We start from the raw sequence: 26593 nt of genomic DNA on the forward strand, positions 1-26593 counted from the left end.
CGGGCCATGCCAAACGGTACGCCAACGCCGCACTTCGGTGCGGTGACGGCTGCCCGCGCTTCAACCTTTGACTGGTTTTGGAGTTCACGCATATGGCTGCTTTATCGCAATCGAGTCAAACCGGGCAAGACCCGGCGCATCATCCTGTTCCCACCGAAGCGCGCATGGGTCGACTGTCCCTGACCATGGCCTGGTGGGCGGTGTGCAGTGCAATGTTTTACATCGTGGTGGGTGCTTCATTGGCGTTGTCGTTCGGTGCGCGCAATGCGCTGATCGGCATGGTCCTGTCGGTGATCAGTTATGGACTGGTCAACTGTGTGCTCAGCCGCTTTGCGATTCGCAGCGGTTTGTCGGTGGCGTTGTTTTCACGGCTGTTGTTCGGCAGCACCGGGGCGTGCCTGGCGACATTGATTTTCTTCTCGACCGCGATCTATTACGCGGTGTTCGAAGGTTCGGTGATCGCCGTCGCGCTCAATCACCTGTACCCGGAACTGGTCTATCCGCTGGCGGCATTGGTGGTGGTGCTCTACAGCGTGCCGATGATCCTGGGCAGCGTGCAGCACTGGCTGGACAAGCTCAACGGTGTGTTGCTGCCGGTGTATCTCGGTGGTTTGCTGGTGGCGGTGGGGCTATCGATCAGCCGTTATGGCTACCAGCCGCAATGGCTGGATTTCGGCCCGGCAACGCCTGGTGCATTCGGCTGGTGGGATTGTTTTGTCGCCTACATGGGCGTCTGGGTGTTGATGCTGTTCACCTTCGACTATGCGCGTTTCGGCAAGCCTGAAGACGCCGAGTACCACGGTCGCTGGAACTTCGGCATGCCGTTCTACGCGGTGACGTTTCTGCTCAACGGCGCGGCGGGTATTTACCTGGTCAGCAGCATTCCCCACGAAGGCGCGCTGAACGAAGTCTCGGTGGTGATGGCGATTTTGCAGTTGATGGGCCTGTGGGGATTGCTGTTTGTCTGGGCCACACAAACCCGGATCAACACCGCCAACTATTACTTGGCAACCCTGAACATGCAGGCGTTCTTTGGTCGAATTGGCCTTCGCGGTTCGTACCTGATGTGGGCAGTGGCGGTGGGGGTGATCGTCTACGGCTTGATGCTCGCGGACGTGTTTGCCTACCTCCTCAAGGCGTTGGCCTATCAGGGGATTTTCGTGGTGGCCTGGGTGGGTGTGGCGTTGGCGCAGATTGTCTACGGACGTAGTGACGTGGCAGCGCTCGAACGGGTGGTCGCGTTTAACCCGGTGGGCTTGACGGCCTGGTTTGGCGCCACCGCATTGGGGCTTGGGTTGATGTTTTCCGGCGGCGGCCTGAGCAGCTTTTCCGCGCCATCTACCGTGATAGTTGCATTTGCCTTGCAAGCCGGCTTATCCCATCGAGGCCGGTTGCGGTTAGGGTTGGCGGAGTAGAGTTTTGCAGTCACTCATCCCGTACCAGCCTGCTCTAACAAGGTAGAGCGGGCAATGGGAAGCTCATTACAAATTCGCTGATGGGTTTCCAGTGACTGTTTCCGGCCGTTTTCTGCCTTTGGTGACCGGCTGAAAACGGCCCAGAGTGTGTAAAAACGCCTTCGCGAACCCTTGCTATGATTTCTGAGGATTTCATCGCAGGGATCGCCCATGAAGCGCTTTATCCAAGGTGAACATCGAGGCCAAGGCACCTTACTTCCCGAGAGCCTCGACGACTACGTCAGTGATACCAACCCGGTGCGCGTAGTCGACGTCTTTGTCGATGAACTCGACCTGGTCTCCTTGGGTTTTGACGGTGCTATCCCAGCCGACACAGGCCGGCCTGCTTACCACCCAGCGATCCTGCTGAAGATCTACATTTACGGCTATCTCAACCGCATCCAGTCGAGTCGGCGCCTGGAACGAGAAGTCCAACGCAACGTCGAGTTGATGTGGCTGACCGGGCGGTTGATGCCCGACTTCAAGACCATAGCTAACTTCCGAAAAGACAACAGCAAGGCCATCCGGGGCGTCTGTCGCCAGTTCGTCGTGCTGTGTCAGCAGCTGGGACTATTCGGAGAAAATCTGGTCGCCATCGACGGCAGTAAGTTCAAGGCAGTCAACAATCGCGACCGCAATTTCACCAGCGCCAAACTGAAGCGGCGAATGGAAGAAATCGAATCGAGTATCAACCGTTACCTGACGGCACTCGATGCTGCCGATCGGCAAGAACCCACAGCTTCAGAGCCCAGTGCCATGCGGCTGGAAGAGAAAATCGCCAAGCTCAAAACTCAAATGAAGGAGCTTCAGGCGATCGAAATCCAGCTCAATGAATCGCCGGATAAACAGGTCTCACTGACCGATCCAGACGCCCGCTCCATGATGACGCGCGGCACGGGAATCGTCGGCTACAACGTGCAGACAGCGGTCGATACGCAGCACCATTTGATCGTTGCACATGAGGTTTCCAACGTCGGTTCCGACCGCGATCAACTCAGCGCAATGGCCAAGCAGGCCCGCGAGGCCATAGCGTCAGAAACGTTGTCGGTAGTGGCTGACCGAGGTTACTTCAAAAGCGAACAAATCCTGGCTTGTCACGATGCTGGCATCACCGCCTACGTGCCCAAGCCGATGACCTCTGGAGCCAAGGCTGACGGGCGTTTCAATAACGGTGCGTTCATCTATGACGCGGCAAAAAACCAATACATTTGCCCGGCTGGAGAGGCGCTGATCTGGCGCTATTCCAACGTTGAAAAAGGCCTGAAGTTGCATCGCTACTGGAGTTCGAAATGCCAGGGCTGCGCGTTAAAAGCACAGTGCACACCAAGCACGGAGCGACGAGTTCGACGCTGGGAGCATGAAGCCGTATTGGAGGAAATGCAGCTTCGGCTGAGCAAAGCACCAGAGATGATGCGAGTCCGAAAACGGACGGTTGAGCATCCCTTCGGGACGCTCAAACAATGGATGGGTGCAACGCACTTCCTGACGCGAAAGCTAGCTGGGGTGAGCGCGGAGATGAGCTTGAATGTGCTCGCCTACAACTTGAAACGGGTTATGAAAATCATCGGTGCCAACGGTTTGATAAAAGCGCTGACGGCCTGAAAAAGGCTGATTTTGGCCCATCCCAGAGGCTGTAAAAACAGCGTTGACGTGTTCCAGGTCGCGACCGATGCGACCCGCAGCATTGACCGTGCGATCGCTCAGCCAACGAAGGTCGATGATCCAAAACGATGAGGTCAAAGCGTTTTTACACACTCTGGGCCAAGAGCAGACGCTCTTCCAAGGGCTGTTTTTGACTTTGTTTTCAACCAGTCGACATGTTTTCAGATTCTTTTTTTTTCATGCCTGACTGTTATGGCCAAATCAACCCTCACTGTACCTGCGTCTGCCTAATCACCACCGGTTAGCATAACTTCTTCCCGAAGGACGTATTTTTATGCCGGACACCACTAATCTCTACCTTTTCGTTGTTGCAGCCTTGCTGTTGCTGATAGTGCCTGGCCCTAACATGGCTATCGTCACCAGCCATGCAGTTGCCCACGGCTGGCGCGCGGGTATCGCCGCAGCTCTGGGAATAACCCTGGCCGATGTGCTGATGACCATCATTGTCAGTACGGGTCTTGGCGCACTGGTAATGAGTTGGGCTCCTGCATTTGACCTGCTGCGGTGGGCAGGCGCTTGTTATCTGATGTGGTTGGCCTGGCAAGCATTGAGGGCTCCCCCTGTGGATTCAGATGCTCAAGCAACACAGGCTTCGATGCGCAAGATCTTTGTCAGAGCCACGCTCAACAGCCTGTTGAACCCCAAAGCGCTGTTGTTCTTCATGGTATTCCTGCCGCAGTTCGTCACCGTGGGTGACAGCAGCGTTACCTCACAGTTGATATTCTTGGGATTATTGCTTGCGCTGATCGCACTGATTTTCCATTCCCTGCTCGGATTCTTCAGCGGTCGACTGCATGGTCGTCTCCGCGAGGGCCTATTTTCCAAACGCCTCGGCACTTATAGCTTTGCTGTGGTGATGACGGCTCTGGCAGTACGTTTGCTAATGCTCAACCGTTCGGTTTAAAGGCTCGAAACCCATCAGTTTGGCATAAACTTTCTTGCGGACAGCAGCGGCGAACAACATGACTTAGTTCACGGCTCTTCTTGGTCGAATCATATTCGTCTGGTAATTTCTCTAGATGTGACTCCAAGTAAGAACACATCTTTGTAAAACTCCCAAGCAAGGAAGCACCTTCATGAAAAAGACTCCTCTTTTCTCCCTTTGCCTGCTCGCAACGGCGATGTTGCTCGGCGCGACTGCCGTGCAGGCGCAGAGTGAGCCGGTGGCTCAGGTGTCCGGGCCTGAGGCCGATGTGAAGGTGACCGAAAGCTATGTGCGCATGATGGCGCGCGAAGCCTATTTCTGGGGTTGGCCGATGGCCAACATCTATAACCGGCGGCTGAAGTTCAAGGATCTGCCGCAAGCCGGCCTGATGGGCGGCATCGTGCCCGTGGCGCCGATCAATCATCTGTCGATGCTCACCGATTACATCTCGCCGGGTGAACGCCTGGTGGCCTGCCCGAACCAGGACGTGGTCTACGGCGCCGGCAGCATCGCGCTGGATCTGGAGCCGGTGGTCTTGCAGGTACCGGATTTCGGCGACCGGTTCTGGGTGTATCAGGTCGTGGACCTGCGCTCCGACAGCTTCGCCGAGCTGGGCAAGATGTACGGCACCAAACCCGGTTTCTACCTGCTGGTGGGCCCGGACTGGAACGGCAAGGTGCCTGAGGGCATCACCCAGGTTTTCCGCGCCAAGACCAACACCGGTTTCGTGATTCCACGGGTGTTCCAGGACGATACAACCGAGGATCGCAAGGCGATTCAACAGTACTTGTCCGGCATCGATATGTACCCGGTGTCCAAGTACGACGGCAAGCTCAAGCAGCGTGACTGGAGCAAATCGCCGAAATTCCCGGCAGAAGCGGCAGGCGCCGAAGAAACCCGCTGGGTGCTCCCGGAAAAATTCTTCGATGAACTGCCGGCACTCCTCAAGGACGCCAAGCCATTGCCCGGCGAAGAAGCACGCTATGCGCAGTTGTCGGTACTGGCACAGATCGCCCAGCGTGATCCGGAGCTGAAAAAGGCCATGATCGACGAGGCGCAAAAGTCTGATGTCGAAGTGGTCAAGCCGCTGTTGCAGTTCCGCAACTATGGCAAGCAGTTGCCCAATCACTGGAGCACCATCGACAACGGCGCAGCGTTCGGCACCGACTACTTCCTGCGCACGGCGGTGGCCCGCTCGAACATCTTCGTCAACAAGCAGATCGAGACCAAGTACTTCTACCAGGACCTGGATCAGTCCGGCACGCGCCTCAATGGCGGCCAGCGCTACAGCGTGACCTTCCCTAAAGATGCCTTGCCGCCGGTCAAGGGTTTCTGGTCGCTGACTTTGTATAACGAACAGCACTTCTTCGCGGATAACCCGCTGGGCCGTTATTCCCTGGGCACCAAGAACAAATCGCTCAAGCCCAATGCCGATGGCTCGCTGACGCTGTACGTGCAGAGCGAATCCCCAGGTGCCGACAAGGAAAGCAACTGGCTGCCCGCGCCCAAGGGCGCCGACTTCTCCCTCTACGTACGCGCCTATTGGCCTGAAGCCGCCGCGATGAACGGCCAGTGGACGCCGCCGGCGGTGGTCAAGCTCAACTGAAAACCATGCCATGTTTTATCTTCAAACTGCGTCACATAAGGACATCCCATGAGCAGCTTGCGTAACACCCTGACCGCCCTGGCAGTGGCGGTCTCCCTGAGCGGCGTCGCCGATGCCGCCACGCGGTACGAAGAGCTGGCCAACCAGCCCTTCGAAAACGGTTTCCCGACCGAGGCCACCGCACGCAGCATGATCGACGAGCTGATTTTCCAGCGTGCCGTGCAGTCGTATCTCTGGTCGTTGCCGGCCATCAACATCTGGTCGATGAAGGAGGCGTCGGAGAAACAATTCGGCGCCGGCTACAACATCCTGCCGACCTGGAAAAAGCGCATCAACGCCAAGACCTTGGTGACCACGCCGAATTCCGACCTGGTCTACGCCATGAGCTATCTGGACCTGGCGAAGTACGGTCCGCTGGTGGTCGAAGCACCGCCCGGCGTGCAGGGCATGTTCGACGACTTCTTCCAGCGGCCGATTGTCGGTCCGACCATCGATGGCAAGACCTGGCGCGGCGACGTCGGCCTGGCCGGCCCCGACAAGGGCAAGGGCGGCACCTATGTACTGTTGCCGCCGGGCTACACCGGCCCGGAACCCACCGAAGGTTTCGTCTACCGCTCGCGCACCAACAACGTGTTCCTGTTCTGGCGCACCTTCTTCAAGGACCCGAAAGACCTGAGCGTGCCGGTGGCCGAAGTCGAGCGCACGAAGATCTATCCGCTGGGCAAGAAGGATTCGGCGCTGCCGATGCAGTTCCCCGATGCCACCGGTGCCCCGATCAACATGCTGTTCCCCGAGGACGGCCGGTACTTCGATCTGCTGTCGCGCTTCATTGAAGCCGAAGCGGTCGACCCGGCGGACATGGACATGCGCGGCTTCCTGCACACCATCGGCATCGAAAAGGGCAAGGCCTTCGCCCCGGATGCACAGCGACGCAAGCTGCTGGATGAGGCGGCACGCACCGCGTTCAAGATGAGCAAGGTGGTCACCAGTCATCTGTTGATGAAAGAGCCGGGCGGCCTGTACTACACGGATCGCCAGTACGTGAACACCTTCGCCGGGGAAAACACCGAGTTCCAGTCCAGCGGCACGTACACCAACCTTGAACAGCGTGTGGCGTTCTTCACCTCTGCCTACTCGGACAGTCCGGGCATGGTGATGAACATGGTCGGCGCCGGCGCCAAGTATCCCGCCACCACCCGCGATGCCGACGGCAAGTTCCTCGACGGCGCCCACACCTACAAGCTCAACCTGCCCGCCAATGTGCCGGCGGCGTTGTTCTGGTCGGTGACGGCCTACGACAACCTGACCGCCTCGGGCCTGGACAACGGCCAGCCGTTCCCGTCGCTCAACCAGATGGACAAACCGGCGCAGAACAGCGATGGCTCGACCGACCTCTACTTCGGCCCCGAATCACCGGGTACGGGCAAGAACTGGATTCGTACCGTACCGGGCAAAGGCTTCCTGGTGATCGTGCGTTTGTATGGTCCCAAGCAAGCGTTTTTCGACCAGAGCTGGAAGCCCAGTGATTTGATCAAACAGTAACGATGAGCTGCCTTGCCCCGTTGTAAAGCGGGGCAGGGCGAACGGCTGACGCTTGGAGTGTCTACGGCTGCGCCAGACAACCTCAGGTAAGAGTGTGAAACTGATATCGGCCGAAAGATTTAGGCAGTCTGTTGCATCGATCGACGAATTCACAGCCGCAAGCAGACGTTCATCACCCCATCAATCAGGCAAAAGCAGCCTCTACAAATGCCTCTAGCGCCTTGTCCTCCAGGATTTCGATAGAGAAGTGCCCGAAGCGTTTGGGCAACCAGATGATGCGTGTCCCGGACGGGGATTGCAGATTCGCGCGGGCCAATGGCTTGCCGTTTTCATCTTCTGGCTGAACACCGGCGGCCATCAGTTCGTCATAGGCCTTCTCGATATCCGGCGTCGAATAGCAGTGGCGATAAATCATCCCTTCACCCGAGGCGTCCAGTAGCTCCCTCAGGTTCCCGGCCAGCGGCTGTACCAGCATGAAACGCTCTTGACCGATCAGCGCAATCGCGTAGCGCACGTGCAGGCCACCCCGTTCCCAGACGAGCGTTCTGGAGATCCTGGCGTTCAGTATCTGTGCGTAGTAGGAACAGGCTTCGTCGAGATTCCTGACCAGTACATCGATGTGACTGAACTTCAATTCCATTGCATGCCTCCTGCTGCCCCGACGTCCTGGTGACCCTTGGATGAAAAGCCGTCTATGCCTGGCCCTGGCTTGACCGACCCTGCCAATCGCGCAGCCATTGCAGGCCCTCGGAGGTGTCGCCGCGTGGCCGGTACTCGCAACCCACCCAACCGGTATACCCCAGTTGATCGATCAGCTCGAACAGGTAGGGATAGTTCAGCTCGTTGTTCATATCCGGTTCGTGGCGATCCGGCACGCCGGCGATCTGGATATGGCCGATGCCGGCGATGTCCCGTCGCAGCTTTGTCGCCACGTCGCCCTCGACGATCTGGCAATGGTAGACGTCGAACTGGACTTTTAGGTTGGCCTGGCCGACCGCTTTGCAGATGGCCTGGGCCTGATGTTGGTGATTGAGGAAAAATCCCGGCATGTCGCGGGTGTTGATCGGCTCCAGCAATACGGTGATGCCAGCCTTGGCGGCTTGTGTCGCTGCGTGGCTGAGGTTTTCCAGGTAGGTTTGCTGGTGCCTGGCGCGATCCGCTTCGTTGGCCAGCAGGCCGGCCATGACATGGATGCGGTCGTTGCCCAGTACCGCGGCGTATTCCAGGGCCTGGTCGAAACCGGCGCGGAACTCCGACTCACGGCCAGGCAGGGACACGGTGCCTTTTTCCCCGGCCGCGATATTGCCAGGCGGTGCGTTGAACAGGGCCTGGACCAGGCCATTGTCGTCAAGCCGCTGTTTCAATTGCTGTGGGCTGTAGTCGTAGGGGAACATGTATTCCACTGCCTGAAAACCATCGGCGGCGGCTGCGGCGAAACGGTCGAGAAAGTCATGTTCGGGGTAGAGCATGCTGAGGTTGGCAGCGAAACGAGGCATGAAGACTCCTGCGGTCAAAAAAATCGATCTGTAGGTTGTTGCCACTGCATACCAAAGGCTTCGTGGTGTTCGTTCGAGTCGTCGGCAATTGCATCTGATGGTACGGCCGTCGAATTGAGCGGTCGACGCTAGCGCCTTGCGGCGGGTAATGTCCACTGTCATTTGGTCTCTCATCAAGCGTTGCTGCCGGTGAAGACCGCCGCGTCGAAGGCGTGCACGTTGAAATTTCCTGCCGCCATCATGCTCATCCATGGCGGTTTATGCGAAAAACCGCCCGCTTGCCCGGGGTTTTCGCACGAATCTGCACGGCTGTCGCTCGTATCATTTCACTCGGTAAAAACGCTGAGCATTTGCGATGACAAAAAACACGACCCTGTGGGACATCAGTCCACCCTTGAGTAGCGAAACACCGACCTGGCCGGGGGACACGCCTTTTCTGGAGGAACGCGTCTGGACCTACGGTCCCGAGTGTCCGGTGAATGTCGGACGCATCACCCTGTCACCGCACACCGGTGCCCACGTCGATGCGCCGCTGCATTACAGCGCTGACGGCGCGGCGATTGGCGCAGTCGCGTTGGATGTGTATATCGGGCCTTGCCGCGTTTTGCATTGTCTGGACAGCGGCGACCTGGTGCAGCCCGGGCAACTGGAAGGGCGTTTGCACGATGTGCCCGAGCGTGTGCTGCTGCGGACCTGTCGCCAGGCACCGCTGGCTGCCTGGGACCCGGCGTTCACGGCCGTTGCCAGGGAAACCGTCGATTTGTTGGCCAGCCTGGGTGTGAGGTTGATCGGCATCGATACGCCGTCACTGGACCCGCAGCAATCCAAGACGATGGATTCGCACCGTGCCGTGGCCCGTCACGGCATGGCCATTCTTGAGGGGGTCGTGCTCGATGACGTGCCGGAAGGGGATTACGAGTTGATCGCCTTGCCGCTACGTTTTGCCAACCTCGACGCCAGCCCGGTCCGGGCGATTTTGCGGCCGTTGGGTACTCATTAATACGAGTGACCCAATCGGCAATCCGGAACCGGGCACCGGTAGCGGGTGTCAGGCGTTACTCTCGGTGAATTTTTCGTAGTACAGCTGCACGCTGTCCAGTGCCTGTGCCTGCAGCCAGGTCTTGATCGACTCCACCATCGGCGGCGGCCCGCAGACGTACATGTCGACCGGGCCATCGCGCAGTTCGGCGACGTCGAAGTGTTCGGCGATGTAGCCGCGCTTGCCGGTCCAGTGCGGCGACGGTTCGCTGACCACCTCGGTGTATCGCAGCCCCGGGAGGTGTTGCGCATATGCCTGGATGCGCGCCTGTTCGCACAGGTCGGCCGCATCGCGCACGCCGTAGTACAAATGCACGGGTTGCTCGCAGCCGCGCTCGGCCAGTTCGTCGAGCATGCCCAGCAAGGCAGAAAGTCCGGTGCCGCCAGCCACCAGGATCAGTGGCCGGGCGACGTGCCGCAGATAAAAAGCCCCCAGCGGTGCCTCCAGAACGATGGGGTCACCCACCTGACAGCGGTCGCGGATGTAGTTGCTCATCACGCCATCGGGCAGCAGGCGAATCAGGAACTGCAGCCGATTGCTGACGCCCGGCCGGTTGGCGAAGGAGTAGGAACGCTTGTTCTCGGTCCCCGGAATCTGCAGCCGGGCGTACTGCCCGGGCAGGTAATCCAGCGACTGGCCCATATCGCCCAGATCCAGATGCAGGATCGCCGTGCTGGCCGACACCTGTTTGACCTCGGTGACCGTTGCCGTGAGTTGATCGGGGCCAGCGGCGTTGCACAGGCTGGAAGCGAAGTCGAAATAGAACGTTGCGTCGGATTTGACCCGGGTCTGGCAGGTGAGCATTTTGCGTTGTTGCAGGTCCTGGCTGGAGAGGGCTTCCTCATCCACATAGTCCTGGCTGTAATCGCCGGACTCGCAGCGCCCCTGGCAGGTTCCGCAGACGCCTTCGCGGCAGTCCAGGGGGATGTTGATGCCATTGCGCAGGGCGGCGTCGAGCAGGATTTCATTGGCCTGCACAGGGAAGAACAGCGTTTTGCCGTCGGCAAAGCTGAACGCGACTTTATGGTTCATGCCCGGTCTCCCTGGGTTCAGAGGTGATAGAAGTCGAGTACCGAATTGATGGTGTCGTTGAGCAGCAACACATGCTTGCGAACGATCAGCCAGCTATCGGCGTGGGGCTTGAGGCGATAGGTCGCGCGGCCGAAAAACTGCTCGGCCGTGGCCAGGCGGTAATACAGGGTGTGCCAGTTCAACTGCACTTGCAGTTCATCGTTTTCCAGGGGGGCGATCCGCACGTTGCTGATCTGATGCAGGGTGCGCGGCATCGGCGTCGAGGACGCGGACTTGCCCGTGCGCAGGCGGAACACGCGGTCCTCCAGGCCTGAACGGTTGGGGTAGTAGATCAGCGACATTTCGCGTTTGGGGTCGCGGGTGTAGACGTGTTCGGAGTCCCATTGCGGCAAGTGGAACTCGCTGTGCTCGGCGAACAGCTGGACATAGGCATCCCAGTCCTGGGCGTCGCACAGTTCGGATTTGCGATAGAAAAACTGTTCGATCCGGTACTGCAGTTGCGCATTCATCATTGCACCTCACGGAGTTTCAGGGATTTGGCGTCCAGGCCGTCGAGCAGGAATTTCTGCCAGTTGCTGTGCTGGTTGACGTAAAGCCCTTCATGGGTGAACTCGGTGCCGGTCATGGCCGGGGCAATGCCGATCGCTTCGCTGTTGGGCGTGGCGCCGCTGGCCCAGCGGTGACTGCCGCGGGAGATATCGCTCCAGCGTTCCAGGCGCGCCTGGAAGCCACGCTGGGCTTCACGGAATTCCACCAGGTCATCCGGCGTGCCCAGACCCGAGACGTTGAAGAAATCCTCGAACTGGCGAATGCGGTTTTCGCGGTCGGCGTCCGACTCGTTCTTGACCCCCAGGCACTGGCTGATGATTTCAGTCTTGTTCCACGCCACCGGACGGATGATGCGCAATTGCGAGCTGATCTGATCGAGGAAAAACAGGCTCGGGTAGATGTTCAGGTTGCGCAGGCGATGCATCATCCACTCGGCCTTTTGCTGGCCATGTTCTTCGATCAGCCGCGGCATGATCGTCGCGTAGCCGGAGCGTACCGAAGGGTTGGGCATGTCACTGAACAGCAGGCTGTGACCGTTGTTGAACGCGAACCAGCCATCATCGGTATTAGCGTCGCCGGCGCCGAGCTTGCTGTAGTCGAGGGTGCTGCTGGCGGCGTTGCCGTTTTCGCTGTTGACCTGCTGGCGATGCTGCACCGTGGCGACGTAGTTGTAGTGGACGGTGCTGACGTGATAACCGTCGAGGCCGTTTTCGTTTTGCAGCTTCCAGTTGCCGTCGTAGGTGTAGGCCGACTTGCCGGGCAGTACTTCCAGCTCACCGGTCGGCGACTGGGCGACCATCATGTCGAAGAACACTTTGGCATCGCCGAGGAAGTCTTCCAGGCTGTTGTCGGCGTGCACATCCAGGCTGATGAAGACGAAACCCTTGTAGCTCTGGATGCGGGCTTTTTTCAGGCCGCGTGTGGCTTTGTCGAAGCCTTCCGGGTACTCGCCCGGTGCCTTGACCTTGACCAGACGGCCATCGCTTTTGTAGCACCAGGCATGGAACGGGCAGGTGAAGGTCGATTGATTGCCCTTGCCCACGCGGGTCAGCGTCGTGCCGCGATGCTGGCAGGCATTGATCAGTGCATTGAGCCGACCTTCACCGTCGCGGGTAATGATCATCGGCTGGCGGCCGGCGCGCAGGGTCACGAAGTCGTGGTTGTTGGCCAGTTCGCTTTCGTGGCAGGCGTAGATCCAGTTCTTCTCGAAGATCAGTTCCATCTCCAGATCGAACAGCTGCGGCTCGGTGAACATCTCCCGGGCGATGCGGAAAACGCCCTCTGCGGGACGGAAGTCCAGGCAGCTTTCGATAAACGTTTTCCATTGCTCGACGTTTTTTTCGCCACTCATGGTGTGCACCTTTTTTTATTCGGCTAATCGGTGCGCTCATTAGAGAAGCGGGGCGGGTGATGGTCTATCCGATAAGTTGGCGAAGGCAGTCCGTAAAATTGGGGGCCAGGTAACAGTCGGTTGGGCAGCGATGACACAAATCCGCCACCAGGTGATAAACGGCTGCACCTGATGGCGCCAATCAGATACTGTTTTGCACGACGTCGAGTGCGGATCGAGGGCTTTTGCGGCTTCGCCAGCCATGGCTTGTCCGCTTAGTTGCCATTCACTATCCGTTAATTCGGCACCGACGTTTTATGGCGTGGAAGTTGCTCCCATCCCGCCTGACAAGCGCCACCAGAGCGCGCAGAACCAGACTCCGTGAGTGCACCATGATGAGTAGCAAAGTGGATCCGCAGTTTCGCGACATTCGTGTCGACAGCGATGACCTGGAGGCTGCCAGAAGCTGGATGTCCGGTATCTGCGGACCCCATCGACTCGTGAGCGCGACCCCCGAACGGATCCGCTTTCATCACAACGCCAACATGTTCAAATCGATGGCGACCACCCTGGGCACCATCGAATACGGTACCGACGTCACCATCGATATCGAAGACGCCGAGCACTTCAGCAGCTATAGCCTGAGCCTGCCGTTGTCGGGCGAACAGGAGCTGAGCAAGGCGGGCAGCGTGGTCAGGTCCGACCGCGATCAGGGGGTCATCATTTCCCCCAATGAACACCAACTGCTGGCAATCTCCGGTGACTGTCGCAAGGTCCAGGTGGTGATTACCCGAGTGGCGATGAGCGAGGCTCTGGAAGGGATGCTGCAACGGCCGCTGGATGTGCCGCTGCGCTTCGAGCCGATGATGGATGCGATCGATGGGGCGTCGGCGTCGTGGTGGCGCATGGCGCGTTATTTCATCGACGAGCTGGAACGCAGCAGCGAACTCTTCGAGCAGGTGGCCTTTACCCGGGACATTGAAAGCTCACTGATCAAAGGCTTGATCCTCGCCCAGCCCAACAACTATTCGCAGGAACTGCGGGACGCGCTGGGCGTGAAGTTGCCGCACTATCTGGTCAGGGCTCGACAGTACATCCACGACAACGCCCGCGAAGCGTTGCACCTGGAGGACATCGAAGCCGCTGCCGGCGTATCACGCTTCAAGTTGTTCGACGCGTTCAGGAAGTACTTCGCCTTGTCGCCCATGGCCTACCTGAAAAAGTATCGCTTGAATGCCGTACGCCAGGAAATTCTCGAGCACGGTTCGGCACGCAACATTTCCGGGATAGCCATGGGTTGGGGGTTCATGCACCTGGGGCGTTTTTCCAGCGAATACCGCAAGCTGTTCGACGAAACCCCGAGCATGACGTTGCAGCGCAAGGAGGCCCGGCGCCTGCACGGGCTCTGAAGGACACTGCGCTCTTACTTGCGTACCACCAGATCGAGCAACTGCTCGCGCTCCTTGATTTTCTGCAGGACGATCTCCGAACGTATGTCGGTGACGCCGGCGGTGCGGTTGAGGTGATTGACGATGAAATCCGAGAAGTGTTTGAGGTTGCGGGCCTGGACCCGCAACACATAGTTGCTCGCCCCGGTAATGACATAGGCGGTGACCACCTCCGGCCACTGCTGGACCTTCTTGATGAAGGTCTCGTGCCAGTCCTCGACGTCCTGTCGCAACGACACATGGACGATGGCTTCCAGCTCGATGCCCAACCGTTCGGCATTCAGTACCGCGCGATAGCCGGTGATGATTCCTTCGCTTTCCAGCAGGCGCAACCGACGCAGGCAGGCCGACGGTGACAAGGCGACTTTCTCCGCCAGTTCCTGATTGCTGATTCGGCCATCCTGTTGCAGCTGATGCAGGATTCGCAGGTCTGTCGAGTCAAGATTCATGGTTTGAATAAATCCGCGTTTATGGGTGTTGGATTCGAATTATCTGCGAAATAACTACTACATGGCTGGTTACTTTGCACGAAAATTCTCCAAAGGTTCGTTCATTATCTCTCTACCCAAAGGCAGGTTGATCGCCTTGAACCAGGGCGCCTGATCCGGCTGATGCAACCCGCCCGGATGGCGTCCCATGACAAAAAAACAGGACACCCGATGACGACAAGAAACAGTTGCCTGGCGCTTGATGCCCAGGACGCTCTGGCGCCCCTGCGCCAGCAATTCGCGCTCCCCGAAGGGATTATCTACCTCGATGGCAATTCCCTCGGTGCGCGGCCGGTCGCGGCATTGGCGCGTGCACAAGCGGTGGTCGCCGAGGAATGGGGCAATGGCTTGATCCGCAGCTGGAACAGCGCCGGCTGGCGCGAGCTGTCCGAGCGTCTGGGCGACCGCCTGGCGGGTTTGATCGGCGCGGGGGCGGGGGAGGTCGTGGTGACCGATACCACCTCGATCAATCTGTTCAAAGTGCTGAGCGCTGCCTTGCGCGTACAGGCCACAAGGTCACCGCAGCGGCGAGTGATCGTCAGTGAATCGAGCAATTTTCCCACCGACCTGTACATCGCCGAAGGCCTCGCGCAGATGCTGCAGCAGGGTTATACCCTGCGCCTGGTCGACAGTCCTGAAACCTTGCCGCAAGCCATTGACCAGGACACGGCGGTGGTCATGCTCACCCACGTCAATTACAAGACCGGCTACATGCACGATATGCAGGCCCTGACCGCGCTGACCCATGAATGTGGCGCGCTGGCCATCTGGGACCTGGCGCATTCCGCAGGCGCAGTACCGGTCGACCTGCACCAGGCCGGTGCCGACTACGCCATCGGCTGCACCTACAAGTACCTCAATGGCGGGCCGGGATCGCAGGCTTTTGTCTGGGTTTCGCCGTCATGGTGCGATCTGGTGCCACAACCCTTGTCCGGCTGGTTCGGCCACTCACGGCAATTCGCCATGGAGTCGCATTACGAGCCGAGCAGCGGCATCGCGCGTTACCTGTGCGGCACTCAACCGATCACCTCATTGGCGATGGTCGAGTGCGGCCTGGACGTGTTCGCCCAGACCGACATGGCCAGCCTGCGCCGCAAATCCCTGGCCCTGACGGACCTGTTCATCGAACTGGTCGAGCAGCGTTGCGCGGCTCACCAACTGAAGTTGATCACCCCGCGTGAACACGCCAGACGTGGCAGTCATGTCAGCTTCGAACACCCCGAAGGTTATGCGGTGATCCAGGCCCTGATCGACCGTGGCGTGATTGGTGACTACCGCGAGCCGCGCATCATGCGGTTCGGTTTCACCCCGTTGTACACAACCTTCACTGAGGTCTGGGATGCGGTGCAGATCCTCGGCGAGATCCTCGACCGCAACACCTGGTCGCAAGCGCGATACCAGGTTCGCCACAGCGTGACTTGAACCTAGCGGCGTCCTTGTCCAGCTGCGGGCATTTTCCCGCGGCGGGCGTTCGGTCGCCGGCAATAACCAGTTCTGCAATCACAATAATAAGGAGCACGCAGAATGAAACTGTCCCTCTGGCCTGCCTTGCCGCTCGCCATCTCCAGTTGCCTTGGCCAAATGGCCTGTGCCGCCTCTGACAACGGATTTGTCGAAGACAGCAGCCTGACCCTGACCAACCGCAACTTCTATTTCTACCGCAACAACCTCAACAACCCGGGCGGTCAGAACTATCGGGACGAGTGGGCCCACGGGATCATGCTCGACTACCGCTCCGGCTACACCCAGGGAACGGTGGGTTTCGGGGTCGATGCCTACGCGCAGCTGGGCATCAAGCTCGACAGTGGCAAGGGGCGCACGGGCACAGGGTTGTTGCCGGTCGATGCCGATGGCCGTCCCGAGGATGAGTACTCCGAAGCCGGTGGTGCGCTGAAGGCGCGGATTTCGCAGACCGAGCTCAAGTACGGCAACCTGACACCGCTCAATCCGGTGTTCGGCACCGGCAATGCGCGACTGTTCACCAGCAGTGCCACCGGCTTCCAGCTGACCAGCAATGAGCTCAAGGCATTGCAACTGGACATTGGCCACTTCACTGCCGGCAACGACAATAATTCGACCAATGCCGATGGCGCCCTTAAAGCGCTGTACGCCGGGGTGGAAACCCGCAGCGTCGATTACCTGGGCGGCAGCTATGCGCTGAGCGATCAGTTGAGTGTCAGCCTGTACGGTTCTCAGTTCACCGACATCTGGCGGCAGTACTACGGCAACGTCAACTACACCTATGTGCTGACGCCAGACCAGTCACTGAACCTGGATTTCAATCTCTATCGCACCAACGATAACGGCGACAGCCTGGCCGGCAGGATCGACAACACCACCTGGTCGTTTGCCACCGCGTACAGGTTCGGCGCCCATCGGTTGACCCTGGCGTACCAGCGGGTCGATGGCGAAGAGCCGTTCGATTACCTGGGTTTCGACCAGCAACCTGGCACTTCGATTTTTCTCGCCAACTCGATTCAGGTCCTCGACTTCAACGCCCCCAACGAACGCTCCTGGCAACTGCGTTATGACCTGGACATGGCGCCTTTCGGCGTGCCGGGGCTGAGCTTCATGTCGCGTTACGTCAGTGGCGACCACATCGATGACAGCCATTACGACGGTGGCCCCAATGGCGCCTATGGGCGTTACGGCGATGACGGCAAACGCTGGGAGCGCGACCTCGAGGCGCGCTATGTCGTGCAGTCGGGCAAGGCCAGGGACCTTTCAATACGCATGCGCCAGGCCAGTGTGCGCTCCACCGCGCAAGTCGCCCGGGCCGACACCCCGGACAACAACGAAGTCCGGGTGATCATCGAGTATCCACTGAGTATTTTCTGATCCGTGTCCTGCTGTGCGTGGCTGATCCCCACCGTTAAACCCACGACGTGCTCTTCAAGAAAGACAAAATCCAGAGGACATAGAAATGACCGATAACTGCGGTTTCGAAACGATATCCAACCGTGAACATGGCCTGCGGCGTCAACTGACGTCGGGGCAGATGAGCATGATCGCCATTGGGGGTGCAATCGGCACCGGGCTGTTCATGGGCAGCGCCTATGCCATCGGTTATGCCGGGCCGAGCGTGCTGTTGAGCTATGCCATTGGCGCAATCATCACCTTGCTGCTGATGGGCTGTCTGGCGGAAATGACCGTGGCCCATTCGACCTCGGGTTCATTCGGCGCCTATGCCGAATTTTATGTCAGCCCGCTGGCCGGGTTCCTGGTGCGCTATGCCTACTGGGCGGCGATTGTGCTCGCGGTCGGTACGGAAGTGACGGCGGTGGCGATGTACATGAAGTACTGGTTTGCCAATGTGCCGGAGTGGATCTGGATCGTCTCGTTCTCCAGCGTGTTGATCGTGCTCAATGCCATCAGCGTGAAGACCTTCGGTACCTTCGAATACTGGTTCTCGACCATCAAGATCGGCGCGATTGTCGGCTTCATTATCCTGGCGGTGTATGTGGTGTTCGGTTCCGGCAATCCGGAATACGGCGTGCACAATTACACCGCTCACGGCGGCTTCTTCCCCAATGGCCTGCAAGGGATGTGGATCGCGGTGATCGTGTCGATCTTCAGCTACCTGAGCGTGGAGATGATCGCGGTGGCGGCCGGTGAGGCGAAGGATCCGGAGCAAGCGGTGAAGAAAGCCTTTCGCGGGACTATCGTGCGCCTGGTGGTGTTCTACCTGCTGACCCTGGCATTGATGCTGGCGATCGTGCCTTGGGTCCAGGCTGGCCATGCCCAGAGTCCGTTCGTCACGGTCATGCAGGCCATCGGTATTCCCGGCGCCACCGGTGTGATGAACTTCGTGATCCTGATTGCGGCGTTGTCGGCGATGAACAGCCAGTTGTACATCACCACGCGCATGATGTTCAGCCTGTCTCGAGCCGGCTACGCGCCAAAATCCATGGGGGTGTTGAGCAAGACCGGGATCCCGTTGAACGCGCTGTTGCTTTCGAGCTCGGGGATCGCCCTGGCGACCTTGCTCAACATCCTGTACCCGGAAAGTTCGTTCACCCTGATGATGGCGATCTCGATGTTCGGGGCGATCTTTACCTGGTTCATGATCTTCCTCACTCACTACTGTTTCCGTCGTTTTCATGAACGCAATGGCAACCGCAAATTGTCGTTCCGCATGCGTCTGTTTCCCTACAGCACATTGTTGGGGTTGGTCCTGATGGGGGCCGTGATGATCACGACCTACTTCACAGAGGCCTTCAAGATGACCCTGGTGTTCGGTGTGCCGTTCTTGCTGGTGCTGTCGGTTGTCTACGGCATTTTCTTCAGGAAATCCAAGGGCGTTGCGGTGCTGAATCCGCAGCCCAGGGGCTAGACCGAAGGGAGCCTCGCTGTTGCGTAGCTCCCTTGTTTGTAACGCCCGGCCGAATATCTGTTGACCTGGCTGTTTCGTACCAACAGACTTTGTCCTTTTGTGTGTTCCTAAAGGTCCGTCTGATGCGTAAGTCATTCACTGTTGTTGCATTAAGTCTGCTTGTATCGCAGTACTCCCTCGCCGGCGAAGCCACCAACACGGCTATCGGTGGCGGTGTCGGCGGCGCTCTTGGCAGCGTGGTCGGTCAGGCTATGGGCGGTAGCACTGGCGCTGCGATCGGCGCCGGCGTCGGTGGCGCGGCCGGGGGCGCAATGACCGCCAAGAGTGGCAAGAAGACCGAGTCCGCTATTGGCGGAGGTCTCGGTGCGGCGGGTGGCCAGGTCATCGGCAACAGTGTCGGTGGTTCCACCGGTGGCCTGATCGGCGCGGGTCTGGGTGGCGCAGCAGGTGGTGCGATCGGCAACAATATGGCCGATGACGACGACCACCACGATTCGGGCTACAAGCAAAAGAATAAACACAAGAATAAACATAAACACAAACATCACGACTGATCGCGGGTGCGAGACAGAGCATTCGGAATGCTTTGTTTTAAAAAGGGGAGCGGGCATGGCGCTCCCCTTATGGTTGGTCTTTCAGGTCGTGCCCGAGCCGCCTTGACGTCTCGGCGATCACCCGGGGTAGAGGCCTCTCGCCCACTTGCCCTTTATCCATGAGCCATTGGCGTTCTGCCGATCATTCGATTGCTTTCACACAGCGTTATCCATTTAAGCCGGGTGCTGACGTGTCTCACCGTCGGTCGGCTTTCTGCTGCGCGGGTTGACCCGGAGCCAGAAAGGGCTAGTTTTCATTGGGTGGGAAAAATTCCCACGCCAAAGATTCAGGGGAAATAGTAAAGCTTATTCCCATGCCGCTCCCGGATTGCAACGCGGATCGCGTTGACACTGCTCGCGGTAAATCACCAGGAGAATGCACGATGAACACTTACCTGCTTTTCAAGAAAGGTTTATTGGCGCTGGCAATCGGTGGCGTCCTGTCGGCCTCCATCGTTTTGGTACCGGACTCCATTTCCCATGACGCCACTGCCTATGCCAAGGATGGTGGTGGTGGTGGTGGTGGTGGTGGTGGTGGTGGTGGCAACGGCGGCGGTGGTGGAGGCCACGGTGGCAACGGTGGTGGCGGTAACGGTGGTGGAGGCGGTGGCAACGGCGGTGGCGGTAACGGTGGTGGTGGCCACGGTGGCGACGGCGGTGGCGGTAACGGTGGTGGAGGCCACGGTGGTAACGGCGGTGGCAACAGTGGAGGCCACGGTGGTAACAGCGGTGGCAATGGCGGCAACAGTGGCCATAGCGGCAGCGACCATGGCAATGGGAATTCAGGCCATGCCGGTACCGGAAACTCGAACTCCGGTCGCAGTGGTACCCATGCAGAAGCGGGAGACGATCATGGTGTCCACGCAGGCGGTGAGCCGGGTGATGATCATGGCGTTCACGTAGGCGGCGAGCCGGGTGACGATCATGGCGTTCACGTTGGCGGTGAGCCAGGTGACGATCACGGCGTTCACGTTGGTGGTGAGCCCGGTGACGACCATGGTGTTCATGTCGGCGGCGAGCCGGGCGACGACAAGGGTGTTCACGCGGGCGGCGAACCGGGTGACGACAATGGCGTTCACACTGGCGGCGAACCCGGCGACGACAACAGCCGGACCTGAAGCGGCCTGATGCCCCATGCAAAACCCGGGAGACCGGTTTTGCATGGGGGCACGCAAAAAAAACAGCCTGCATTCATGGGATTATTTCCCACGCAGCTATACTGGGGTTAACTATCCGGGAATGCGCTGAATGCAATCATCTACCTTGCCCACCTCGCTCCTCAAAGCCCTGCGCCATGTCATGCGGCCGCTGGTACGTCTGATGCTGCGCAAAGGCGTCACGTACCTGGTTTTCGCTGACCTGCTCAAGGAGGTGTTCGTCGATGTGGCGGACCGAGAGTTCCGTCTGGACGACAAGGCACCGACCGACAGCCGCATCAGCCTGCTCACCGGCGTGCACCGCAAGGACGTACGGCGTTTGCGCAACAGCGGCGACCCCGCCACTTCCACGCTTCCGGAAAACATCACCTTCGGTGCGCAACTGGTCAACGCCTGGACGTGCGCACCCTTCTGCAACGACGCCGGCCAGCCATTGCCGCTGCCTCGTTTGGCCAGCGTCGGCGGCGACCGCTCCTTTGATGCCCTGGTGGCGAAGGTCAGCACGGACATCCGGGCGCGGGTGGTGCTGGACGAATGGCTGCGCCTGGGCGTCGTGCGCCTTGACGAGCAGGAGCGTGTGCACCTCGAAGCCCAGGCCTTCGTGCCGCAAAAGGGCTTCGATGAGAAAGCGGCTTACCTGGGGCATAACCTGCACGATCATGCCTGCGCAGCGGTACACAACCTGAGCGGCGAAGGTCCGGCCTTTTTTGAACGCAGCGTCCACTATGACGCACTGGCCCCGTTGAGCGTCGAGGCGCTGCGCGAGGCCGTTGCCAGCGAGGGGATGCAGGCCCTGTTGAGCTTCAACCGACTCGCCGCCGAGCTGGAATTTCGCGACCTGCCCAGCCTCGAACCGCGTCAGCGCATCACGGTCGGCCTGTACTTCTACACTGAAACTTCCGATCCCAACTCACCGACGGCTCCCAAGCCATGACTGTCAACCTGCGCCTGATTCGAGCAGCCGCCCTCGCTCTGGGCCTCGGGCTTCCGATTGTGTTGCAAGCCGCGCCGGCCTGTGTCAGCCAGAATGAGGCGGGCAGCAGTGAAGTGCCGCTCATGGAGGCTCCGGGTGGCACCGGCGGTACGGGGGCGGCGCCTGGCGGCATGGGCGGTACGGGCATCGGCACCGACAACGGCGGGGTGGGCGGTACCGGCGCCCCCCTGAACAAACGTCCAGGCGGCATTGGCGGCACCGGTGCAATTGCCGGCGGCGTGGGTGGCACGGGCATCAGCAACGACAACGGCGGTATCGGCGGCACCGGCATTGTCGGCACCATCACCGGGTTCGCCTCGATCTGCGTCAATGGCGTGGAAGTGCACTTCAACAAAAACGTGCCTGTCAGCGAGAACGGCATTGCCGCCACCAGCACCCGCCTGGCAGTAGGCCAGGTGGTTGCCGTGGAGGCATTCAATTCCCGGCGCGGTCTGGAGGCCGGGCGCATTGCTATCCTGCATGTCTACGAAGGCCCTCTGACAGCCCTGCCCAGAGATTCCATGCCCATGCGTGTCATGGGCCAACCGGTACGGCTGGCCAACGGTGCTCAAGTCGCTCCCGGTTTGCGTGCGGGTGATCCCGTACGGGTCAGCGGGCTGCGCGATGCCCGGGGTGAAGTGGTGGCCAGCCGCATCGACCGCGCGCCCGGCCTCAAGGAGGCCAGCGCCATCGGCCCGGTCGATCGCAGCGGTTATCTGCAGGGGCTCAAACTCGGCAACCATCCGGGACCGGCGCAGGAAATGCTGGTGCGTGGCCAGTGGTCGGGCCGCGAGCTGGAGGTGAGCCAGAGTCGCCCCGATCCGAGCCTGCCTTTCATTGGCCGGGCGCACAATGCGGTGATCGAGGGCCTGGTACAGGGCCGGCAGGACCGTCGCCTGGTGGTGGGTGGCTTTAATGTGACGATGGCGAGTGACACCGTGTTTGTCGGTGTGCAGTCTTCGCAGCTGACGCTGGATCGACGCGTGCGGATCACCGGCGTGTTCAGCGGCGCACGGGAGGTACAGGCCACGCGTATCGAATTGCCCCGCGAGCGCTCCGATTCGCCAGCCGGTAACCGGCACGGGCAACTTCGAAGCAGTGAGCAAAACACGGACGACTCAAGTGGCTCGGGCCATTCGGGTAGCTCGGACGATTTCAACAATTCCGGCGACTCGAGCGGCTCAAGCGACTCCGGCCACTCGGGGGATTCGGGGAACTCGGGCAGTGACAGGAGCGGCCGCTCCGAGAGCGTTGTCGACGATACTCGCCACGGGGGCAATGACAGTCATGGTGGTGGCGACAATATCGAACGCGTGGACGTGGACAAGTCCGGCAAGTCAGAGCGTGTCGAGAAGGTCGAGCAATCCGGCAAGGTCGAGAGAGTGGAGAGGGTAGAGAAGGTAGAGAAAGTCGAAAAGGTCGAACGTCCGGAGAAAGTCGAGAAAGTCGATCGGCCAGAAAAGGTTGAGAAAGTTGATCGGCCGGAAAAAGTCGAGAAGGTCGAAAAAGTTGAAAAAGTTGAAAAAGTTGAAAAAATCGAGAAGGTTGAAAAGGTCGATCGCTCTGGCAAGTCGGGATAAACCGTGAAGGCATGATGCACTTGCGCCATAAGTCACTAGGCTGTGTAAGTCACGCAACAAAGCCTGCGTGTGGACTTCGATGACGCAAGACACGAGGTGAACATGGACCCCAAGCGCATCCTGCTCATCGGTTGGCTGGCCAGCCTGGCCTTGCCGGCCCTGGCCGATACCTTCTCGACCTCGATCGGAACCGACTACTCCCGGGGCGATTATGGCACCGGCACTACTTCCGAAACCTGGTACGTCCCGCTGGTGGGCAAATACGAAACCGGTCCCATGACCTACAAGCTCACTGTGCCCTGGTTGCGCATCACCAATCCTTCGGTGGGCCCTGACGGTGAGCCGTTGCCCGGCGGTTGCGGCAAAGTGGAAAGCGGTCTGGGCGACACTGTCGCCGGTGCCGACTATGCCGTGCTTGACGGCAACATTGGCGGGCTGTTCGTGGACCTGATCGGCAAGGTCAAGTTGCCCACCGCCGACGAAGACAAGTGTCTGGGCACCGGCAAAACCGACTACTCCGCCCAGGTCGATGTCGCCAAGGCCTTCGGCCGGGTGACCGGGTTCGCCACCCTGGGCTGGAAAAAATACGGCGATCCGTCGGGCTCCGATTTCGACAACCCGATATTCGCCGGCCTCGGTTTCGCCATGCCCGTGTTCGCGCGCACCACGGCGGGGGTGTCCTACGACTGGCGGCAAAAGGTCGTCTCCACGGGCGACCAGATCAAGGAACTCACTCTCTTCCTCACCCACAAGCTCAATCAGAACTGGAAGTTTCAGTTGTATGCCGTCAAGGGTTTTTCCGATGCCAGCCCGGATGGCGAGGCTGGACTGGTGTTTACCCACACCTACTGATACCCGCCTGTTTCCCGGCCCTGATGGGTTTCGTCGCCTCAACCCGGGCCTGCGCCTGCTGCAGTCCTGATGTTCGGTCGTTGACACAGGGGCTTACAGGCCTAATCTAAATATGTGGGAATATTTCCCACGCTCTGATGCCGACTGGCTCTGAAGGATCGTTCGGAACCGCAGATGCTTGTTTTTGCTGCAAATTAATGGCCGTGCCGGTTGGCTGGCCGCTCCAATGGGCGGCCGGGAACTCACTGGACATTGCGTTCGATACGGACATGACTACGCAACTCCAAGCGGAGGTGCATCATGCTTCTCAAAAAATGTTTGTTGGCCCTGGCAATTGGCGCAGTCCTGTCTGCATCGACTGTGCTGGTGCCCGATTACGTCGGTAGCTTCTCCAGCGTGCATGCCAAAGATGGCGGCAGCGGTGGTGGTGGCGGTAACGGAGGCGGTGGCGGTCACGGTGGTGGCGGCGGTGGCTCCGGAGGCGGCGGTCATGGTGGTGACGGCGGAGGCGGCCACGGCGGCGGCGCTGGCGGCAACGGTGGTGGTAACGGTGGTGGCAGTGGCTCCGGCAATGGAGGCTCCGGAGGCGGTGGTCACGGTGGTAATGGCGCAGGCGGTAACGCTGGCGGTGGCCATGGCGATGGTGGCGGTGACGGTGGCGCAGGACATGGCGGCATGGGGCGCGGCGACGCTGACCATGGTGGTGCTGCCGGAAACGCAGGCCCAGGCAATGCACGTGGCGATAAGGCCGATAAGGCTGATCGAGCCGATAAGGCTGATAGAGCTGATAGAGCTGACAAGGCCAACAGGGCTGACAACGATGCCGCAGATGCAGCCAGGGACGCGGCCAAAAATGACGCAGATGCAGCCAGGGACGCTGCCAGAGCAGATGCAGACGCAGCCCGGGATGCCGCGAGAGCGGATGCAGACGCAGCCAGAGATGCCGCCAGAGCGGCGGCGGATGCTGCCCGTGACGCTGCAAAAGCTGCAGGTGTAGCGGGTGCAGATGCCACCAGAGATGCTGCGAGGGCCGCTGCAGATGCCGCCAGGGACGCTGCCAAGGCAGACGCCGATGCAGCCAGAGATGCAGCCCGGGCTGCTGCAGATGCTGCCCGGAACGACGCCAAAGCTGATGCGAACGCGGCCAGAGAGGCGGCCAAGGCCGAGAAGAGGGCAGCCAGAGAGGATGTGGCGGATGCCCCGGACGCTCCAGACGCCCCGGATGTCGACGTGGTCGAGGCACAGAACTAGGCCTGCACGCTACACAACGTCAGGCATATCCATAGAAAACGTCCCGACGAAAAAAAGTCGCAAACCCTGCAGGGTTTGCGACTTTTTTTGGTCGTTCACGTAATGGCGAGGAACACCGATACCTGTAGGAGCTGCCGCAGGCTGCGATCTTTTGATCTTGCTTTTGCGATCAGAAGATTGCTGAAGATCAAGATCAAAAGATCGCAGCCTGCGGCAGCTCCTACACGGATATTTCGTTGTTTGTGTGCCCCGGGATTCCGTGAAGTCCCTTTTTTGCCATCGTGTTGCGCGGTCGCGCTACACCGATCAGCCGTTGGTGCGATTGCTTGCCTTGGCCTTGCTTTGAGCTACAGCGGCTTCAGCCTTCTGCTTCTGCGCAACCTGGAAGGCTTCCATCGAGACCTTGCGGGCCGATTCCATGCGATTGAATGTCTTGTCACCACCACCGGTGGCCATCGCCAGAGAAGAAGCGGTCAGAGCGGCGATGACGAAGAGAGCTTTCATGGATTTCATTTGGATATCCTCAAGTGAGAAAGTGAGATGGGTAAACAGTTAAAAACGGAATTCATTGGCAAAGGCTGAACGGGCTTGTTCAACCTGGCTTCACCAGCCAGCCAGAGCGGCGTTTCCGGTTCCCCAGGTGCCTTGCTCCATACGGCCTTCAGCGTTTTTGTTTTTCGCCCAGACGGTGAGCAGCACCATCATTCCAAAGCCACCGACGATGAGAACCGGATAGGCTGCCAGCAACTCGACCAGCGAGTATTTCCAGGCCAGCGGACGACCGACACCGAGCATGGCGGCATAGAACCACGACACACCAGAGAGCGCGCCGGAAAACAGCGCCAGCATGCGCAGGTTGAAGGAAAGTTTGAGTATCGAACCGGCTTTCTTCAGTGCCGGCAATACAGCGCTATGCAACAGGAAACCATTAAAGGTCAACAGCACAACGATGCCGATTTTGGCTTGCAACTTTGGATTGAGGAAATATTCCATCCCCTTGCCGGCATAATCGATCCCGACGATACCAATGCCCGTAATCCAAAGCGCTACAAGTGCAAGCGATACGGTTTTTTGAAGGCTTTCCAGATGCGCGTCATCATGGTGACCCGACACATCCCCCTTCAGGAGTTGCTTGACCATTGCTATGTCACTGGTCAACACAAGCCCGATTGCCACGCAGCAGGCGATAAGATGGAAATATACAACGCCCAAGCGAATATATTCCGCTGCTGGCGAAGTCAGTATACCAAGTTCCATGATTACCTCTTTGTACTCTTAGTGGA

24 protein-coding genes are annotated in these 26593 nt (G+C 59.4%); 16 read left to right on the forward strand and 8 right to left on the reverse strand.

The window, feature by feature from the left end; genetic code table 11:
• Positions 1–92 precede the first annotated feature (92 nt).
• The 5 genes from ACEN83_RS12175 (at position 93) to ACEN83_RS12195 (ending at position 7189) form a co-directional block, all read left to right on the forward strand.
• Positions 93–1415 carry a purine-cytosine permease family protein gene (locus tag ACEN83_RS12175; protein WP_495580424.1) on the forward strand — a complete coding sequence of 441 codons (1323 nt, stop codon included), beginning with the start codon at positions 93–95 and terminating at the stop codon, positions 1413–1415.
• 210 nt (positions 1416–1625) lie between these two features.
• On the forward strand, positions 1626–3056 hold the full coding sequence (locus ACEN83_RS12180; protein WP_495580425.1) for an IS1182 family transposase: 1431 nt from the start codon (positions 1626–1628) through the stop codon (positions 3054–3056).
• 334 nt (positions 3057–3390) lie between these two features.
• Positions 3391–4020 carry a LysE family translocator gene (locus tag ACEN83_RS12185; protein WP_495580426.1) on the forward strand — a complete coding sequence of 210 codons (630 nt, stop codon included), beginning with the start codon at positions 3391–3393 and terminating at the stop codon, positions 4018–4020.
• Positions 4021–4192: 172 nt separating this feature from the next.
• Positions 4193–5647 carry a DUF1254 domain-containing protein gene (locus ACEN83_RS12190; RefSeq protein ID WP_495580427.1) on the forward strand — a complete coding sequence of 485 codons (1455 nt, stop codon included), beginning with the start codon at positions 4193–4195 and terminating at the stop codon, positions 5645–5647.
• Between the two features lie 48 nt (positions 5648–5695).
• Positions 5696–7189: a DUF1254 domain-containing protein gene (locus ACEN83_RS12195; RefSeq protein ID WP_495580428.1), complete on the forward strand. Its 1494-nt coding sequence runs from the start codon at positions 5696–5698 to the stop codon at positions 7187–7189.
• Between the two features lie 184 nt (positions 7190–7373).
• Here the strand turns inward: ACEN83_RS12195 and ACEN83_RS12200 are convergent, their stop codons facing one another.
• Positions 7374–7829, reverse strand: a complete 456-nt coding sequence (locus ACEN83_RS12200; RefSeq protein WP_495580429.1) for a VOC family protein — start codon at positions 7827–7829, stop codon at positions 7374–7376.
• A gap of 52 nt (positions 7830–7881) precedes the next feature.
• Entirely contained in the window at positions 7882–8685 is an 804-nt protein-coding gene (gene otnI, locus ACEN83_RS12205; protein WP_495580430.1) for a 2-oxo-tetronate isomerase, read from the reverse strand.
• 355 nt (positions 8686–9040) lie between these two features.
• Here otnI and kynB point away from each other — a divergent pair, with 355 nt between their 5' ends.
• Entirely contained in the window at positions 9041–9685 is a 645-nt protein-coding gene (gene kynB, locus ACEN83_RS12210) for an arylformamidase (RefSeq protein WP_495580431.1), read from the forward strand.
• Positions 9686–9733: 48 nt separating this feature from the next.
• Here kynB and antC read toward each other — a convergent pair whose 3' ends face one another.
• From antC to antA, 3 genes are read right to left on the reverse strand one after another with little or no spacing between them, the layout of a single operon-like run.
• Positions 9734–10756 (reverse strand): anthranilate 1,2-dioxygenase electron transfer component AntC, encoded by a 1023-nt coding sequence (gene antC / locus ACEN83_RS12215; protein ID WP_495580432.1) that lies wholly within the window; start codon positions 10754–10756, stop codon positions 9734–9736.
• A gap of 17 nt (positions 10757–10773) precedes the next feature.
• Positions 10774–11265, reverse strand: a complete 492-nt coding sequence (gene antB, locus ACEN83_RS12220) for an anthranilate 1,2-dioxygenase small subunit (protein WP_007971272.1) — start codon at positions 11263–11265, stop codon at positions 10774–10776.
• Positions 11265–12656: an anthranilate 1,2-dioxygenase large subunit gene (gene antA, locus ACEN83_RS12225; RefSeq protein ID WP_495580433.1), complete on the reverse strand. Its 1392-nt coding sequence runs from the start codon at positions 12654–12656 to the stop codon at positions 11265–11267. Before antA ends, antB begins: the two co-directional genes overlap by 1 nt.
• A 374-nt stretch (positions 12657–13030) precedes the next feature.
• On the opposite strand from antA, the gene ACEN83_RS12230 reads away from it, so the two are divergent.
• Complete coding sequence (locus ACEN83_RS12230) at positions 13031–14044, forward strand: AraC family transcriptional regulator (RefSeq protein WP_218484755.1); 1014 nt, start codon at positions 13031–13033, stop codon at positions 14042–14044.
• Positions 14045–14058: 14 nt separating this feature from the next.
• Here the strand turns inward: ACEN83_RS12230 and ACEN83_RS12235 are convergent, their stop codons facing one another.
• Positions 14059–14532, reverse strand: coding sequence for an Lrp/AsnC family transcriptional regulator (locus ACEN83_RS12235; protein WP_007971266.1), 474 nt, complete (start codon positions 14530–14532; stop codon positions 14059–14061).
• Positions 14533–14742: 210 nt separating this feature from the next.
• Between ACEN83_RS12235 and kynU the strand changes: the two genes are divergently transcribed.
• From kynU to ACEN83_RS12280, 9 genes are all read left to right on the forward strand, one after another.
• A complete protein-coding gene (gene kynU / locus ACEN83_RS12240; protein ID WP_495580434.1) occupies positions 14743–15993 on the forward strand; it encodes a kynureninase in 1251 nt (416 codons plus the stop codon).
• Between the two features lie 102 nt (positions 15994–16095).
• The gene (locus tag ACEN83_RS12245; RefSeq protein WP_495580435.1) at positions 16096–17409 is read left to right on the forward strand and encodes an OprD family porin; all 1314 of its coding nucleotides are present in this window, start codon (positions 16096–16098) and stop codon (positions 17407–17409) included.
• An 85-nt stretch (positions 17410–17494) separates the two neighbouring features.
• On the forward strand, positions 17495–18904 hold the full coding sequence (locus ACEN83_RS12250) for an amino acid permease (protein ID WP_007971261.1): 1410 nt from the start codon (positions 17495–17497) through the stop codon (positions 18902–18904).
• A gap of 122 nt (positions 18905–19026) precedes the next feature.
• Positions 19027–19458: a glycine zipper domain-containing protein gene (locus tag ACEN83_RS12255; protein ID WP_218479819.1), complete on the forward strand. Its 432-nt coding sequence runs from the start codon at positions 19027–19029 to the stop codon at positions 19456–19458.
• A gap of 422 nt (positions 19459–19880) precedes the next feature.
• A complete protein-coding gene (locus tag ACEN83_RS12260) occupies positions 19881–20615 on the forward strand; it encodes a hypothetical protein (protein WP_495580436.1) in 735 nt (244 codons plus the stop codon).
• Between the two features lie 130 nt (positions 20616–20745).
• On the forward strand, positions 20746–21588 hold the full coding sequence (locus ACEN83_RS12265; protein WP_495580437.1) for a DUF6502 family protein: 843 nt from the start codon (positions 20746–20748) through the stop codon (positions 21586–21588).
• Positions 21585–23207 (forward strand): DUF5666 domain-containing protein, encoded by a 1623-nt coding sequence (locus ACEN83_RS12270; protein WP_495580438.1) that lies wholly within the window; start codon positions 21585–21587, stop codon positions 23205–23207. Before ACEN83_RS12265 ends, ACEN83_RS12270 begins: the two co-directional genes overlap by 4 nt.
• A 102-nt stretch (positions 23208–23309) precedes the next feature.
• Positions 23310–24059, forward strand: a complete 750-nt coding sequence (locus tag ACEN83_RS12275; RefSeq protein ID WP_007971251.1) for a hypothetical protein — start codon at positions 23310–23312, stop codon at positions 24057–24059.
• 400 nt (positions 24060–24459) lie between these two features.
• Positions 24460–25056, forward strand: coding sequence for a hypothetical protein (locus tag ACEN83_RS12280; protein WP_495580439.1), 597 nt, complete (start codon positions 24460–24462; stop codon positions 25054–25056).
• A 560-nt stretch (positions 25057–25616) separates the two neighbouring features.
• Here ACEN83_RS12280 and ACEN83_RS12285 read toward each other — a convergent pair.
• Both ACEN83_RS12285 and ACEN83_RS12290 read right to left on the reverse strand, forming a co-directional pair.
• On the reverse strand, positions 25617–25823 hold the full coding sequence (locus ACEN83_RS12285; RefSeq protein ID WP_116583088.1) for a co-regulatory protein PtrA N-terminal domain-containing protein: 207 nt from the start codon (positions 25821–25823) through the stop codon (positions 25617–25619).
• A gap of 90 nt (positions 25824–25913) precedes the next feature.
• Positions 25914–26567 carry a hypothetical protein gene (locus ACEN83_RS12290; protein WP_495580440.1) on the reverse strand — a complete coding sequence of 218 codons (654 nt, stop codon included), beginning with the start codon at positions 26565–26567 and terminating at the stop codon, positions 25914–25916.
• Positions 26568–26593 lie beyond the last annotated feature (26 nt).

It is taken from the genome of Pseudomonas sp. Pseusp49 (genome assembly GCF_059491875.1).